Genomic DNA, 14925 nt, shown 5'->3' on the forward strand with positions numbered 1-14925 from the left:
TACGTTTTCAAAACAACCAACTATAGTTTAAATAGCAGCTACAAGCACTATTAATTACACCTTAGCTAACAACATAACCAGAGTATGGCTAGCTCCTTGATGGGTAAATCCCCTGCAGAGCTACTAACCAGTTAAGTGGTAACAAGGGGTTAATTATTCCAATCGGTTCGGAACCCCCCGTTGCCCCTACAGTCACGGTTCCACCCTCACTGCCACCACCAGTTACTGTAAGACCCGGTATGTCTACTAAGTCAACCCCACCTAATCCAGGTGCCACATAGTTATCACTAGTACTACCTGCTGCTAAGTAAGTGCTTGTACTTGGCGTTGTAGATGTGCCTCCATTAGTAGCAACTTCAAGTTTTGCTGCAATAGGGCTACCACCACCCGAGGGCGTAAAAATAGCAGTATGAGAATGGGCTGGCATCTGGCTTGTAGCCAAACTTATACGCTCAGTCCCCATCATTATGCCTTGTCGATAATCATGCCCTCCTCGCATCTGCCCTTGACCAACTGGGCTACGACCTCGTAAATCTGGCAAAGCAAAGGTGGTACGAGCATCGCCACCATACATCGCCCCAAACAATGAAAACAAAGCCGTATTCTCGCTAATTGCCTGCATCTGCCCCCAACACATACCCCACTTCTCAATGGTAAAAGTACCGCCGAACGCAGTGAGTGTGCCAATAAATGGTTCAGTAGCCATATTTAATTCCTCATAATTTGTTTTAATGCTTTTTTATAAAACGCACTGTAGAGTGTATTTTATCGCTTTGGGAAATACCGCTGTCACGAGTTAGTCGCAATTAGTGCTTATATAAATCTAGGAACCACCATCACCTACTCAGTCACAAACACAGCGTACTACGCCTATTAACACTTATCTAAACACACGGTACCGATATCAATAACACATACGGTTAACTCAGCGGCATCGTCACTGGTAGGAAAGCGCCAATAAATTTCTGTAGTTCTATAGCGTAATAGTGTCATTTGTCCATATTTATCAAAGTAACTTGGAACTTCACAAACCCTATCATGGACGTTTTCTAGCTTTTGATCGCCTAATAATGTATCAGTAAAAATTCCATACCAGGTATTTCTATAATCGTGATTTCACTATTGACGATGGTCTACTCACCCGTGCCTTCACTCTGCATTATTTTTGAGGTTTTACTACTATCGGGGTAAATACCACCGTTAAATGAATAAGCAATCAGCTCATACCCACCGTGGTTTGTTAGACCTATTTTTATATTCATACCTACCTCGCCTCTGAAGTGGTAATCAGATAATAGTAGACCACGGGAATAACAAACTACATTGGTCTTACCGCAACCACGCCATATCACTTTATCTCAACTACACCATCATATTTATAACTTATAAATTGTAAGTAAGTATTGACCTACTGCAAAATTATGCACTATTAGTACAACTCATATTCTCCAATATTTGACCAGGCTCTAATGCAAATAGCAGTGCAAATCGATAGCCATCAAAGCCACCCTGTGATGTGCCAATGAAATCTAACTTAACGGCTCCATCATATGTTTTTATAATCAAACCTTGTTTTTTATCAAGCTCTACAACAGTACCAGGGCTGACCCCCTTCAATGTAGAATCGACTTTAGTTGCTTGTAGTAATTGAAAAGTACCTTCGCGAAATTGAAAAAGCGCACATAGGCTATCAAAATTACCCGCTCTTGCCATATTAACAATGTCGCGAGCGCTGTGTTTGTACCAATTAATAAATAAATCTAACTGCTGCAATGCAGGTGCTGGTTTAACGTTTTTTTGTTCTTGTTGACGCCACTGTAGTTTACTTTGCTCACTCAACTGAAAAAATTGCGAAACTAAATAAGGTAAGGCTTGATTTGTTTTTTGATATAAACACTGAATTGTGTCAAACGGGTGGATCTCTATATCAACATCCAATGCAATATCGCCACAGTCTAATTCTTCGGTTACTCTGTGCAATGTTAATTTGGTGAGTGTTTCACCATTTCTTAATTGCCAATAAAGTGGTTGTGGCCCTCTGTATTCAGGTAAAGGACTTGGGTGAATATTCATCAACTCACCATTGAAATACTGGATCAATGGCGCTCTTATTTTGTGTCTAAATAAATAAATCAACCCACAGTTGATAGCTAATCTATCTAACTGAGCAATCAGTGTTTCGTCTTGTGCTTTAACGTAAGATAACGTCGTTATACCTTGCTGTTGTAACCAATGTTGCAGTTGTATTAAATCGGGGTTCGGTTCACCCTCAACTAACACCACACAGCCTAATAAATTGCTTTGAAGTAAGTATTGAATTGCAGGTAGACTTTGGCAGCTACCTGTAAAGAAAGCTATTTTTTTCACTTTAATCACCCTGTACTTTGACAGGGACAAATCCTGGCAAACCAGTTAATTGATAATAAAACTGCACAGTATCACCGCTATTGGCAACAAAATGAGTGTGTTCAATATCTCTGGGTTTAACGTCTATATAAAACGTCATATCAGGCCTTGGGTGTGTAATCCCTGAGTCATACTGACCAACACTCTCATCAGCAAATGTGTTGATATGCGTATAAATAGCTAAAACACGCTTATTCATATCTTGAATATTGCTGGGTAAAGTAATTTGGTTTGCAGGAATAACTTTTACGCCGTCCTGCAGCTCAAGTTCCTGCATATTTAACAACGTTGATTTGTTAATACTTAAAATTTCACCGAGTTCAACTCTATCTTGCTGTGCGCTTTTATTAATAGTGATCGAATGACTGTAATCTACATCTTTCCATTGTTCATTAAACTCGGTTTCTCCTATCACCATCATGCCTTTCACTGAGACATTTTGTGGGATCATCCAACCATCAATGGTTAAAAATTGCACCAAATGTTTGGCAATACTTAGCTGCCCTTCTTTCGTGAAACCATGCTGCATTGCCTCTAGCACAAGAATATCTATCGACTCAGTAGGGTGATACTGGGTAGCATCAGCTTCTTCAATTCGCAAAACATAATCGCCAAGTTGTAAGTCTTTAACTAACTGCTGCAACGATAATATTGCCCCAGGGTGAACATCTACCAAAATTACGTTGACCTGCTTTGACGTAAATTTATTACTCTCTTTATAGTGACTCAACAAAGGCAGCAGCAACGGTGCAAATGGGCCACAGGCGGGGTATAAAATGGTGATGGAAGACGAGTGCTTAAGCTTGCTTTCTATCGCTTGATCAATCCCACGTGCATAACCTTGAATACGATACACATCTTTTATGGTGTGTTTGCAGTTATGAGGAGACATAATTAAACCAGAGCCTGACACATATTGCCGCGTTAGCTGCTCTTGGCTGAGCTGTGCTAATGCCATTGATTGCACAGCATGATCATACATAGACTCAAAAGCGTTCACTAATTGAAGGTGTTCGACTTGCGTGTTGCTCAATACCAAAGTCATTGTATCAACAAAGCTTTTTTGCAAAACTTGTTGGCGTTGTTCAGTTGTTAATTTAGATTTTAGAAGAGACTCAAGCTGGGTACGTATTGAATGTTTTAATAGCTCATCAATGTGGGGCTCTGCATATTCCAAACACGCTTTAGGATGAGAGCTATATGTTTTCATAATTAAGCATTTCCTTGAATTTTGATTGCCATGTAAAACCTTCATTCGTTAATACTACATTCAGCTAACATTTTAACCCACAAGGCTTAGAACGCAATTATTTTTGCATAAATATCAATAATAGTTACTTTAAATAATAAACTAAGAAGAAATCACTAAACCATTGATTAAATGGCATTTATAAAAAACAATATGCCACAAACTTGCTGTAAAAAATATTACACTTTATTACACGGCATTGTTTATTACTCATAGCGAGTCTTTAGCTACTTACTTTAATGGAGCCATGTTTATATATTGTACAATACGAGGTCTACTTCCCTTATTTGGACAACTACCGTGCGGTAATGTATGTCGCCAAACAATTAAGCTACCTGCTTTTGCCGCTAATGGAGTGCTGTGGCATTTATCGAAATCAAAAGAGTGTGGATTAGTATTTTTAGGTAAGTTAGCTAGCCAGTTATCTATTTTTTTATGAAAGCCAGGTACACAACTAAACGCACCTTGCTCAGCGGCAACGTCAGTAAGGTACAATAACCCTTGCGTTGCAAAGGTGAGTGGTTTATTAAAGTTTATATCCCAGTGAAGATTTGGCCCAGGAAACTGCCAACTTTCTGTCTGCGGTGGATTAAAACTAATCCTATCAGTGCTTACTATTAAGTTTTCTCTTCCCCAAAGTTGCTCAAAAACATCTCGAACTTGAGGAAGAGAGCGTATAACTTGCATGGTTATATCATTAAATATTTGTACCATAACCCCCTGTTTAAGCGCATGACAGCTATACCATGAAGCGGGGTTGTTTTTATCCATTTTTAAACGTTCATAAAGCATATTACAAACGTCTTCACATAATTTTTTTGGCACCAACGCTGGAATAATAACATAACCATTATCATCCCAGCTTTACCACTGCAGTGGCGTTAAAATAGAGTAACGAGGCGTCTCTACTAATACTGTTTCATTTTTTATGTCTGCTTTCTCAAAAAATGAAACAATGTTTTTATTAAGCTGATTTATTTTTGCGTTTGAAATAACTCTGCCATGCACTTTTTTTACCCAATTTTCAAATTCGAAAAAACTATCACTCGCAAAAATAGACTCTATAGCCGGAGTGAGCCCTAAACCTAAAGTGTCAATGATCATGACATCAAGCGACCATTCGTCTTCTATTATTTTTTTATCCGCACAGCCTTGTTTTTGTAACTGTGCTTTGTGCCACATTCGCTTTAATTGAAATAGACCTAAGCCTCCAGTTTCTTTATAACAAGGAAGTGTGCTCTGCGTTATTGTGTGCGGAGGTGGCACTTTTGCTATCAACTCATTTTGCATAATAACTCCTTTTCCTTACCTGATTTCAGGCAAGTAAAACACCTTAAATTGATTTATTAACACAAGCTAAACTTAATTAGAATAGAGTGCTATATTATTGCAAGCAACAATTGTTGTAGATAAATACAGGGAGCGATATGGATAGTGAGTTACTGAATAGATACCGTAATGCGGTTACACATTTGCTAAATGAGCCAGGTGATGCTGGGTTGATGAAGCCTTTTATCAACGATTTAAAAAATTACTTAGGGAATATTACGTCTATATCAACTGATTTAGATATGAATGACTGGAATGATGAAAATACATCCCAAGGCGTTGCAATTTCTCCCGTACAAGCAGCTAAATGCATAGAATAAACTCTTCGTACGCAAATATTTATGCAAGGTGTTAAACTCGCTATTGAAGAACGCTTAAAAGCAACGACTGATGATATTCATGTTCTTTATGCCGGTACAGGCCCTTATGGTACGTTACTTATTCCTTATTTAAGTGTTGCCACAAACCCGCGCATAAAAGTCACTCTCATTGACATTCATCCAGAAAACATCAGTGCAATTAAAAAGCTAGTAAAGCACTTTTCAATCACCCAAAACATTGTTGCAATCACGTGTGATGACGCAACGCGTTGGCAAACACCAGACTCCCAGCAATTTGACATTATTATTTCTGAAACTATGACAGCGCTATTAAAGCGAGAACCCCAAGTTTTTATTTTTGCTCATTTATGTCAATACCTGAGTGAATCTGGCACCTTGATCCCACAAAAAATTTCTTTAAAGGCATGGCTAACACCTTTTAACTCTTTAATGCAGACAGAAGATAAACCGAGCACTGACATACTCCTAAAAGAGTTTTATTGCTTAAATATCGACGAAGCTAAGCGTTTAAATACGGGAGATACATCCGCCTTTAAAGGCCGTATGCTGCTCCCAAATGGCGTTGAAACTAATTACAGACTAAAACTAACAACCGATATTCAAGTATACAAACACCTTAAATTGACCGAAAACCAATGTAGTTTGAATATACCACTGACTTTTTTACCTCATGATGCGCAGCTTCGTGGCGGTGAAGCTATTCATTATGAATATATAATGCCCAAATGCGCAGACTTTATATTTAAATTCCCCATAAAAAATACAATTAAAACAGAGACTAAATTAGCTAAATTTACAGATCTTAATAATTTAGGTTTACCAGGCGTAAAGCGTATGTTTGAGCGTGCACAGGCAGCTAAAAGCGGTCACTCCTTCAGCATTGCCGAAGATGAATGGGCATTATGGACAGAGCTACTAGATTCATTAACGCTGCCGTACCATGAAACAACGGCAGCACTTTATCAAAGTCAACGTATTGAAGAATTTGAACATTGGCTAGTCACTAACAGTAATCTCAAATCATTATGACTATTAGCACTGAACACAATACAGATAAGCAGTTAACTGAGGTTGAAAATATTTTAGCCTTTCTTACTGATATAGGTATAAACCATCGGTATGAAACGTTAAACGAAAAGACTTTTTTACCTGGCCTTAAAATAGAACAAGGCACTTTATTACTTGATTTAGAAAAGCTGTTATACCCAGGTGATATTCTTCATGAAGCAGGTCATATTGCAGTTACCTCAGAAACGACAAGAACGTGTTTAACAGGAGATATGAAAAACCATGATCATCAAGCGGCCGAAGAAATGACCGCAATAGCTTGGTCATGGGCTGCAGCTTGCTATTTAAATATCGCCCCGAATATTTTATTTCATGAGCAGGGTTATAAAGGGGCATCTGATAACTTAATAGAGGCCTTTACCAACAGCACGGGTTTTGGTTACCCTCTTTTATATTCGTGGTTTATGTGTGAACAGCCAGACCACCCTAACGGTTATCCAAACATGTTAAGGTGGCTAAGAAATGACGCCTATACACAAACCCAGTTAAGCAAATTACAATAACGATTTTGGGAAATATACGTGCTTGATAATAACTTCACACCACAACAGCTAACAATGATCTGCAACGACCTGGCACAACTAAGATTAGTCGTCGATTTAAAACTTGCACCTAAAATGCCTAACTTTGCCAACAAGCCTTATCCGATAGGACGTTGCAGAGAAATTCGCGATGAAATGTTTGCATTATTACAAGCACAATTACCACACACAGATAAGCTCGGGCTCAGTTTATTAAAAGAATGCATTCACCAAGGTACTGATTTAAAAAAGGCCTGGGGATCACTACGAGATGAGTACTTTCAAAACGCGCTCATACTTGGACCTTGGTATATTGATGTTGCCAATGATACAGTGAACGCGAATAAACCTAGGGTTGAAATTCTGCCTCTTGCAACATCCAAATTTACGACAATTGAAAGTTTTACTCAATTTATAAAAATAGCGCGCCCATACTGGCAAGTTGAAATATACAAAAACAATGTATGCCCAGCGTTGGCACCTTATATGCCATTACTTTGCGTAGGCACTAATGGCGCTAGTTGGCTAGCCGCTGCTAACGATGACATGCTTAATGTGGCAATTAATAGTAATTTTGAAGAATCTAAACTCATTTTAAATGCTTTACCAAACCCACCCCCCTCTATTGTAAAGCGCTGGAAAGAGACGTTACTGCAATTCACCACTGAAGCTTATTTAACACACGAAGGCGATCCCATAGAATATTGTCGTCTTTATAGCCACAATACAACGAGGCCCAATCTCACTCAACGTGACGCCGCTGTAATTGCTTATTCATCGCTACCGAAAACTGTCTAGCCCTATAGCGTTAGCTTGGTTACTTTTTCGTATTTATAGGGTTTTTCTTTGTGTCAATACTAATAACTTCCACGACTTCAGTGTATTAATGAAGAAAAAATGAGTACAAATAATATTTCGTATCACAAAACTAATAAAATAATGCTATGGTATGTGTATCGAGTATGACTTCAAGGAATGGATCATGGACCAAATAAGAGTACATGAGTATTTAATTAAAAAGCCACTTGTTCAAGTTACAAAACCATTTGCTCAAGAGGTTGACGTTTATAAAGTGAATCATAAAATGTTTGCCACCCTTGCCGTTGGCAACGATGGCGAAACGAATGACAATGGAGACCCTATTTGGTGGCTTAATTTAAAATGTGATCCCGATGAAGCACTTTCATTACGTGACATTTTTCCTGCGGTGATCCCAGGCTATCACATGAACAAACGCTTATGGAATACGGTTATTTTAGATGGCTCAATTCCTCAAGGTGAAATTGAACGTATGATTGATAATTCGTTTGATTTAGTTGTGCAGAATATGCCGGAGAAAGATCGCAACGCAATCGCAATCCATTTATAAAATTAAATGGGCTAGTTGCATACTAGCCCATTTAATTTTGATTATATATTAAGCGTATAAATAAGGTCATCATATAATTTATTAGCAATTGTGTGTGCTTGCAAAATTGTATCAGTCAATGTGAGTCCGCATTTACTTAATACATTTTCTGATCCTACATTTCCCCGAGTTACCACGGCTTTAAACTGTTTAATACCACACGCTTTTTGTGCCCATTCAATGACTGCTTTTAACGACTCTGTTGCATACCCTTTAGCGAAGTATTTTGGCAAGAATAAATACCCTAGCTCCGCAGTTGTTCCATCATAAGTAAAACCAGTAACACCTATCATTTGCTGCGTTTCATTATTTATAACAACAAAACATAACGGATGGCGCGAATTTGGATCCCACGTCGGTAAGCGTTGCTCAAATCGGTGCTTCACAAATGCGTCTTTTGGCTTATCAAAACAATATAAAAGCACGTCAGGCTCTTGATGAAGCTCTAAAAAAAGAGGCCAATCAGCTTGCGTGATTTGCCGCATACTGAGTCTTTCTGTAAATAACTGCATATATTTCCTTTTATGTTAATCGGCTTAAATATGGGGTCTATTTAGCGACGTTATGGGGTGATTTAATGCGATAGAATGATCATGTTTTTAATAAAATTTGTATTATACTAATCTGCTTATATATGGGGTCTATTTAACGTTAAGAAAATTACGCTAGAACTAGGCAAAGATTTTTGTATCTAGCTGTTCTAAATAAAAATTTTTAACGACGTTATAGTGCAATTTAATTCGTTAAATCGATCAAAGATTTATGCAGTTTGGTATTACCTTATTAATATCACAGGTATAAAAAAACCGCATATAAAATGCGGTTTTTTTTTTCAAACGGGTTAAATGTTATTTAGTGTCGCCTTTAACATCTTCAGCTGTAGTGGCTTGCTCTTGTGAAGACTCTTCAGACTCAACATCGGCTGTTTCAATCAACGCAGCTTCTGCTGGTTTATCACCATAAAACGTTGCGCCTGAGGCAGCCATTGCTACGAGTGATTCACATGGTTCAAAAATAACATTGCTGTTAGCCAGTGTAGACATTTCAGAGCTTATTTTGCTAGCGCCTAGTTTGTCCATATAGCTAAATGGGCCCCCTAAGAACGGAGGGAAACCAATGCCAAAAATAGCACCAATATCGCCATCACGTGGGCTTGCAATTATGCCATCATCTAAACAACGTACAGCTTCGTTAAGCATTTGTGCTACACAACGCTTAGCAATTTCACTTTTGTTTAAACGCGGTGTTGGCGTAACACCCAGTAGCTCATAAACTGACTCATCAACCTTTTTGCCTTTTTTATCGTATTCGTAAAAACCACGACCCGTTTTGCGGCCTAGGCGTTTTGAGTCAATCATACGGGTAAATGCATCTGGGCCTTTAAAACGCTCACCGAGTTCTTTCTCAAGAATTGGGGCAATTTTGGAGCCAATATCAATACCTACTTCATCAAGCAGTGCCAACGGCCCTACCGGAAAACCGAACTCGACAAGGGCTGCGTCAATTTTTTCAATTGGCTCGCCTGCAAGCATTAAGTTAGCGGCTTCGTTAAGATAAGGCGCTAATATGCGGTTCACATAAAAACCAGCCATGTCTTTTACCACAATTGGCGTTTTACCTTGCTTACGTGCAAAATTTACCACGCGAGCAATGGTTTCTTGTGAAGTGCCTTCGTGTGGGATAATTTCCACTAACGGCATTTTCTCAACTGGCGAGAAGTAATGCAGGCCAATTACATTTTCAGGACGCGTTGCCTGCGCTGCAATTTGCGAAATAGGCAGTGATGACGTATTACTTGCAAAAATAGTGTTTGCTTGGCATTGCTGCTCTACATCAGCAACCATACCTTGCTTTAGTTCTAAATCTTCAAAAACCGCTTCAATCACTAAATCAATGTGCTTAAAGCCGCTGTAATCAGTTGTACCGGTAATACGGTTCATTGTTAACTGCATGTCTGATTTAGACATAATACGGCGTTTAAGGCGCTTATCTAAAATTTTGTAGGTGTAGTTCATGGCATTGCTAATGCCTTGCTCTGCTACATCTTTAATGCGTACTGGTACTTTTGCTTTTACTGCACTTACATGTGCAATACCTGCGCCCATTAAACCACCGCCTAGTACGGCTGTTTTAGTAATGGCCGGTGCATCATCATTGCGCCACTCTTTTTTCATTTCCGTGGTGGCAAAGAAAATACCACGAAGCGCTTTAGATTCGTCACTCATTACCAGTGTGGCAAAGCCTTCGGCTTCGGTTTTGTACGCTTTTAGCTCATCAAGCTCTACGCTTGCACGTACCGCTTTAATAATCGCTAGCGGCGCTGGGTAATGCCCACCGGTTTTTTTCAGTACGTTTTCTTTCGCTTTTTTAAAGATAAAGTTACGACCAAACGGGTTTGACTCTAGCAGTTGACTAATTTTATCCAGCTTAGGCTCTTTAGCTTGTGGCTTTTTCTTGGCGGCAAATTCTTTTGCTACGTTTAAAAGTACACTGTGCGGTACACAATCATCAAGTACGCCTGCTTTTTTAGCTTGCTTAGGACGAATTTGCTTACCTGTAAGCATCCATTCAAGTGCTTTTTGAATGCCAACAATTTTAGTTAAACGCTGCGTACCACCGCCACCAGGCAATAGGCCAAGTTGCACTTCTGGTAAACCAATTTTTGTAATATCGCTATCTGAGCCTACGCGGTAATCACAGGCTAAAGCAAACTCTAAACCGCCACCAAGTGCAGCACCATGAATGGCACTAACTGTGGTATAAGGCAGTTTTGTCATATCAAAAAACGCTTGATGGCACAGCTCGCTAATTGCTAGCGCATCTTCACGTTTTTGTACGCTGTCGAGCATTTTTACATCGGCACCGGCGATAAAGTTATCACTTTTACCGCTAATAAATACCATGCCTTTTACAGCATGTTCTTTAGCTTGAGCCAATAACGCTTTTAAGTCATCCGCAAACGAATCGCGCAAGGTGTTCATTTTCTCACCCGGCACATCAATGGTCACTACGGCGATTTTATTTTCATCTACCGTTAAATTAAATACTGAATCAGTCATTACGCGCTCTCCAATACAAAGGCTGCACCTAAACCACCAGCAGCACAGGCTGTTGTTAATGCTAAACCGCCACCACGACGTTTAAGCTCGTATAAGCTTTGCGTAATTAAGCGAGCACCTGTTGCTGCAAATGGATGACCATATGCCAGTGAGCCGCCATTAACGTTAAACTTATCCATGTTAATTTCGCCAATTGCTTTGCTACGACCTAAATGCTCTTGCGCAAATTTGTCTGACGCAAACATTTTCATGTTGGCAAGTGTTTGTGATGCAAATGCTTCGTGCATTTCAATTAAATCTAAATCAGCAAGGGTAATGCCGGCTCTATCAAGTGCGATAGGCGTTGAATGAGCAGGACCCATTAGCATGTCTTTTTCAACACCAATGGCTGAAAACGCAAAACTACGTACGTAACCTAAAATTTCGTAACCCAGTGCTTTTGCTTTGCTTTCGCTCATCATCAGTACCGCTGCGGCACCATCTGTAAGTGGGGTTGCATTTGCAGCAGTTACTGAGCCATGTTGGCGGTCAAAAACAGGTTTAAGCTTTGCATAGCCTTCAACCGTTGAGTTTTTACGAATGTTATTATCTTCTGAGATAAAGCCTTTGTATGGCGGTAAATGCGCCGTCATTACTTCATCTTTTAATTTGCCATCGGCCCAGGCTTGAGTTGCAAGCGTATGAGAGCGATGCGCGAGTGCATCTTGATCTTCACGACTAATATTGTGCGTTTTAGCCATTTGCTCAGCAGTTTGCCCCATTGAAAGGCCTGTTGAGTACTCTGCAACCGCTGGCGGTACAGGTAGTAAATCTTTCAAACGCAGTTTTGAGAATATTTTTAAACGCTGACCAAGCGTGCGGGCTTTGTTTAAATCAACTAAGCTGCCTGCTAACTTTTTACTAACACCAATAGGAAGTACCGATGATGAATCTGCGCCACCTGCAATACCTACACTTACAGAGCCTGCCATAATAGATTCAGCTACATTAGCAATTGCCTGAAAACTAGTAGCACAAGCACGCGATACCGAATATGCATCAACTGATACAGGCATACCTGTACCCAATACAATTTCACGGGCAATATTAGGTGCTTCTGGCATTTGTATTACTTGTCCAAATACCAGTTGATCGATTTCTGATTTATCAAAATTTAGTCGTTCAAGCATCTCGTTTACGACTAACTTCCCCATATCAAGTGCAGATATATGATGAAATGCAGTTGCTTGCTTAGCAAAAGGTGTACGTAAGCCGCTAACAATGGCAATACGATCGCCCTTTGGTGTTTTTAGTATATTTTGTTCAGACATTATGCTCTCCCGCTGACAGGTCTGACCTGTTTATTTTTCTCGATTCTAAACAACCCGTGTACTAAAGCCAATAGATAAACTGTAATTAATGCAAATGCAGCAATATAAATAATCCACAAGCCCGTAAAATGCGCTACAACCATATGCTTTTTTAAACGCATTTACAAAATTTTGTGATAGGCTAAAAATCATTAATAAATAACGAACTATTTTAAAAAATACAGTCTAACCCTTGAGTTACACAACTATAAACCTTATAAATAGGTCAGTATTTAACGCCTAAAACATTCAGGTATAAACCCAGCTGACGAGGAAAGTCGAAATTATTATGGCAGCTAACGCATTTTCACAATTAAAAACGTATTTAGATACACAAATTATTGGCCAGCCAGAGCTTACTCAAGCACTACTTATTGCAATTTTAGCCGATGGTCACTTATTAGTAGAGGGCCCTCCAGGGCTTGCCAAAACACGTGCTGTAAATGCACTGGCAAAAGGTATTGAAGGCTCGTTCCAACGTGTACAGTTTACACCAGACTTATTACCTGCCGATGTCACCGGTACCGATATTTACCGTCAACAAACCAGTGAGTTTGTATTTGAAAAAGGCCCTCTTTTTCATAACCTTATTTTAGCCGACGAAATTAACCGTGCTCCAGCAAAAGTACAATCAGCATTATTAGAAGCAATGGCAGAGCGCCAAGTCACTGTAGGTAAAAATACTTACCCACTTAGCGAACTGTTTCTAGTTATGGCAACGCAAAATCCGCTAGAGCAAGAAGGCACATACCCGCTACCAGAAGCCCAGTTGGATCGCTTTTTACTGCACCTTAGTATTGGCTACCCTGGTGCAGAGCATGAGCTTGATATACTGCGTTTAACGCGCGGCGAAGCACTTAACGAGCAACAACCGGTAATGCAAAAAATTAGTCAAAGCGATTTATTTGCAGCTCGTAAAGAAATACTAGGCCTGTATTTAGCTGAGCCGCTTGAGCAATATTTAGTACAACTCATTATTGCCACCCGTGAAGGCGCTAAATTAGACGCGCAACTTGGTAGCTGGATTGAATTTGGTGCAAGCCCTCGTGCAACGATTGCACTTGATAAATGTGCTCGCGCCCACGCATGGTTACAAGGCCGTGATTTTGTAGCCCCTGATGATATTCAAGCGGTTGTGCATAACGTACTGCGTCATCGCATTATTTTAAGTTACGAAGCGCAAGCCGATGGCATTACTAAAGATCAGGTAATAAGCCGTATAGTTGAACTTGTAGCCGTACCATAAGTTATGCAAAAACAATTAGAATCCCAAGCATGGCTCAAACAGAGCCATAGCCACGGTGTTAATTTAGCACTTAAAGAGTTGATGTATTACAAAGCCAAAGCGCAATTGCTTGAGCTTGCCCCTAAGGTAAAAATAAAAAATACCTTAACAGGGCAATATCTTGCGCCGCACAAAGGCCGAGGAATGGAATTTGCCGAAGTGCGACATTATCAGCAAGGTGACGATATTCGATCGATTGATTGGCGAGTCACTGCCCGTACCGGCGAAACACACACAAAGCTCTTTCAAGAAGAAAAAGAACGCCCTGTGTTTGTGTTTACTGATTTTTCGAACTCAATGCTGTTTGGCTCAAAGTTACTGTTAAAGTCAGTGCAAGCAGCGCACATAAGTGCACTTGTTGCGTGGTCGGCGTGCCAGCGCGGCGATAGAATTGGCGGTATTGTGTTTAATCAGCATTCGCATTTAGAGCTTAAACCCAGTGCTCGCGAAAAAGCAGTCCTTAAGCTTTGCCATAATTTATGCGACAGCCACCAGCAAGCGCTCAACAATATCGATAAGGCAGCCACTAACAACTTTAGCGATAATCTAAAGCGCCTTAATCATTTAGCAAAGCCCGGCAGCTTAGTGTATTTAGTCTCTGACTTTAATGCCTTGGACGATGCCAGCTTTAAGCAACTTGAAATATTAAGTCGTCACTGCGAGCTGATTGGTTGCCATATAAGCGATCCGTTTGAGCATCAGTTACCTGCATTTAAGCAAGCTGTAACCGTTAATGCAAATGGTCAAGATTTTGCCCTGCCATTAATGGATAACAGCTTTAGAGAACGCTTTGCTAAAAATGCGGAACACGCATTTAGCACGCGCCTTAATCGCTTAACTAAATCAGGTCTTAATTTAATATCATTCAATGCAGCAACACCGCTTGAGCTGCAATTAGTGAGAAAATAAC

The 14925-nt window shown here is 39.8% G+C and carries 15 protein-coding genes and 1 pseudogene; 7 read left to right on the plus strand and 9 right to left on the minus strand.

Annotated features, from left to right (window positions below; all coding sequences use genetic code 11):
* Positions 1–88: 88 nt before the first annotated feature.
* From ACJJVZ_RS14270 to ACJJVZ_RS14295, 6 genes and pseudogenes are all read right to left on the minus strand, one after another.
* Complete coding sequence (locus ACJJVZ_RS14270; RefSeq protein ID WP_405601388.1) at positions 89–706, minus strand: phage tail protein; 618 nt, start codon at positions 704–706, stop codon at positions 89–91.
* A 427-nt stretch (positions 707–1133) separates the two neighbouring features.
* Entirely contained in the window at positions 1134–1262 is a 129-nt protein-coding gene (locus tag ACJJVZ_RS14275) for a hypothetical protein (RefSeq protein ID WP_405601390.1), read from the minus strand.
* Between the two features lie 157 nt (positions 1263–1419).
* Positions 1420–2367 (minus strand): methionyl-tRNA formyltransferase, encoded by a 948-nt coding sequence (locus ACJJVZ_RS14280; RefSeq protein WP_405601393.1) that lies wholly within the window; start codon positions 2365–2367, stop codon positions 1420–1422.
* A 1-nt stretch (position 2368) separates the two neighbouring features.
* Positions 2369–3616 (minus strand): hypothetical protein, encoded by a 1248-nt coding sequence (locus ACJJVZ_RS14285; RefSeq protein ID WP_405601395.1) that lies wholly within the window; start codon positions 3614–3616, stop codon positions 2369–2371.
* Positions 3617–3886: 270 nt separating this feature from the next.
* A pseudogene (locus ACJJVZ_RS14290) lies at positions 3887–4504 on the minus strand (phytanoyl-CoA dioxygenase family protein); the annotation flags it as partial.
* Positions 4505–4519: 15 nt separating this feature from the next.
* Positions 4520–4945, minus strand: coding sequence for a hypothetical protein (locus ACJJVZ_RS14295; protein ID WP_405601398.1), 426 nt, complete (start codon positions 4943–4945; stop codon positions 4520–4522).
* A gap of 137 nt (positions 4946–5082) precedes the next feature.
* Between ACJJVZ_RS14295 and ACJJVZ_RS14300 the strand changes: the two genes are divergently transcribed.
* The 5 genes from ACJJVZ_RS14300 to ACJJVZ_RS14320 all read left to right on the plus strand — a co-directional run bounded on the left by ACJJVZ_RS14300 (position 5083) and on the right by ACJJVZ_RS14320 (position 8283).
* The gene (locus ACJJVZ_RS14300; protein ID WP_405601401.1) at positions 5083–5304 is read left to right on the plus strand and encodes a hypothetical protein; all 222 of its coding nucleotides are present in this window, start codon (positions 5083–5085) and stop codon (positions 5302–5304) included.
* Between the two features lie 21 nt (positions 5305–5325).
* Positions 5326–6354 (plus strand): class I SAM-dependent methyltransferase, encoded by a 1029-nt coding sequence (locus tag ACJJVZ_RS14305; RefSeq protein WP_405601403.1) that lies wholly within the window; start codon positions 5326–5328, stop codon positions 6352–6354.
* Entirely contained in the window at positions 6351–6896 is a 546-nt protein-coding gene (locus ACJJVZ_RS14310) for a hypothetical protein (RefSeq protein WP_138584009.1), read from the plus strand. The genes ACJJVZ_RS14305 and ACJJVZ_RS14310 overlap by 4 nt, the downstream gene beginning before the upstream one ends.
* An 18-nt stretch (positions 6897–6914) precedes the next feature.
* Entirely contained in the window at positions 6915–7712 is a 798-nt protein-coding gene (locus tag ACJJVZ_RS14315) for a hypothetical protein (protein WP_273048983.1), read from the plus strand.
* A gap of 184 nt (positions 7713–7896) precedes the next feature.
* Complete coding sequence (locus ACJJVZ_RS14320; RefSeq protein WP_077538566.1) at positions 7897–8283, plus strand: MmcQ/YjbR family DNA-binding protein; 387 nt, start codon at positions 7897–7899, stop codon at positions 8281–8283.
* A gap of 41 nt (positions 8284–8324) precedes the next feature.
* On the opposite strand, the gene ACJJVZ_RS14325 is transcribed toward ACJJVZ_RS14320, so the two are convergent.
* From ACJJVZ_RS14325 to fadI, 3 genes are all read right to left on the minus strand, one after another.
* Positions 8325–8834: a GNAT family N-acetyltransferase gene (locus ACJJVZ_RS14325; RefSeq protein ID WP_405601407.1), complete on the minus strand. Its 510-nt coding sequence runs from the start codon at positions 8832–8834 to the stop codon at positions 8325–8327.
* 336 nt (positions 8835–9170) lie between these two features.
* Positions 9171–11381, minus strand: coding sequence for a fatty acid oxidation complex subunit alpha FadJ (fadJ, locus tag ACJJVZ_RS14330; RefSeq protein WP_193155733.1), 2211 nt, complete (start codon positions 11379–11381; stop codon positions 9171–9173).
* A complete protein-coding gene (gene fadI, locus ACJJVZ_RS14335; protein WP_077538572.1) occupies positions 11381–12691 on the minus strand; it encodes an acetyl-CoA C-acyltransferase FadI in 1311 nt (436 codons plus the stop codon). The genes fadJ and fadI overlap by 1 nt, the downstream gene beginning before the upstream one ends.
* 328 nt (positions 12692–13019) lie before the next feature.
* Between fadI and ACJJVZ_RS14340 the strand changes: the two genes are divergently transcribed.
* Positions 13020–13976, plus strand: a complete 957-nt coding sequence (locus tag ACJJVZ_RS14340) for a MoxR family ATPase (RefSeq protein ID WP_004335627.1) — start codon at positions 13020–13022, stop codon at positions 13974–13976.
* A 3-nt stretch (positions 13977–13979) separates the two neighbouring features.
* Positions 13980–14924, plus strand: a complete 945-nt coding sequence (locus ACJJVZ_RS14345; RefSeq protein ID WP_077538574.1) for a DUF58 domain-containing protein — start codon at positions 13980–13982, stop codon at positions 14922–14924.
* Position 14925: the final 1 nt, after the last annotated feature.

The organism is Pseudoalteromonas sp. Ld19, from assembly GCF_045064135.1.
In the GTDB taxonomy this organism is placed as follows: domain Bacteria; phylum Pseudomonadota; class Gammaproteobacteria; order Enterobacterales; family Alteromonadaceae; genus Pseudoalteromonas; species Pseudoalteromonas aliena.

Bases quoted from the DNA above. Each gene is read 5' to 3' on its own strand.
- fadJ (WP_193155733.1), bottom strand. From the start codon at position 11,381: ATGACTGATTCAGTATTTAATTTAACGGTAGATGAAAATAAAATCGCC.
- ACJJVZ_RS14285 (WP_405601395.1), bottom strand. From the start codon at position 3,616: ATGAAAACATATAGCTCTCATCCTAAAGCGTGTTTGGAATATGCAGAG.
- ACJJVZ_RS14310 (WP_138584009.1), top strand. From the start codon at position 6,351: ATGACTATTAGCACTGAACACAATACAGATAAGCAGTTAACTGAGGTT.
- ACJJVZ_RS14275 (WP_405601390.1), bottom strand. From the start codon at position 1,262: ATGAATATAAAAATAGGTCTAACAAACCACGGTGGGTATGAGCTGATT.
- ACJJVZ_RS14340 (WP_004335627.1), top strand. From the start codon at position 13,020: ATGGCAGCTAACGCATTTTCACAATTAAAAACGTATTTAGATACACAA.
- ACJJVZ_RS14300 (WP_405601401.1), top strand. From the start codon at position 5,083: ATGGATAGTGAGTTACTGAATAGATACCGTAATGCGGTTACACATTTG.
- ACJJVZ_RS14345 (WP_077538574.1), top strand. From the start codon at position 13,980: ATGCAAAAACAATTAGAATCCCAAGCATGGCTCAAACAGAGCCATAGC.
- ACJJVZ_RS14305 (WP_405601403.1), top strand. From the start codon at position 5,326: ATGCAAGGTGTTAAACTCGCTATTGAAGAACGCTTAAAAGCAACGACT.
- ACJJVZ_RS14320 (WP_077538566.1), top strand. From the start codon at position 7,897: ATGGACCAAATAAGAGTACATGAGTATTTAATTAAAAAGCCACTTGTT.
- ACJJVZ_RS14270 (WP_405601388.1), bottom strand. From the start codon at position 706: ATGGCTACTGAACCATTTATTGGCACACTCACTGCGTTCGGCGGTACT.
- ACJJVZ_RS14325 (WP_405601407.1), bottom strand. From the start codon at position 8,834: ATGCAGTTATTTACAGAAAGACTCAGTATGCGGCAAATCACGCAAGCT.
- fadI (WP_077538572.1), bottom strand. From the start codon at position 12,691: ATGTCTGAACAAAATATACTAAAAACACCAAAGGGCGATCGTATTGCC.
- ACJJVZ_RS14295 (WP_405601398.1), bottom strand. From the start codon at position 4,945: ATGCAAAATGAGTTGATAGCAAAAGTGCCACCTCCGCACACAATAACG.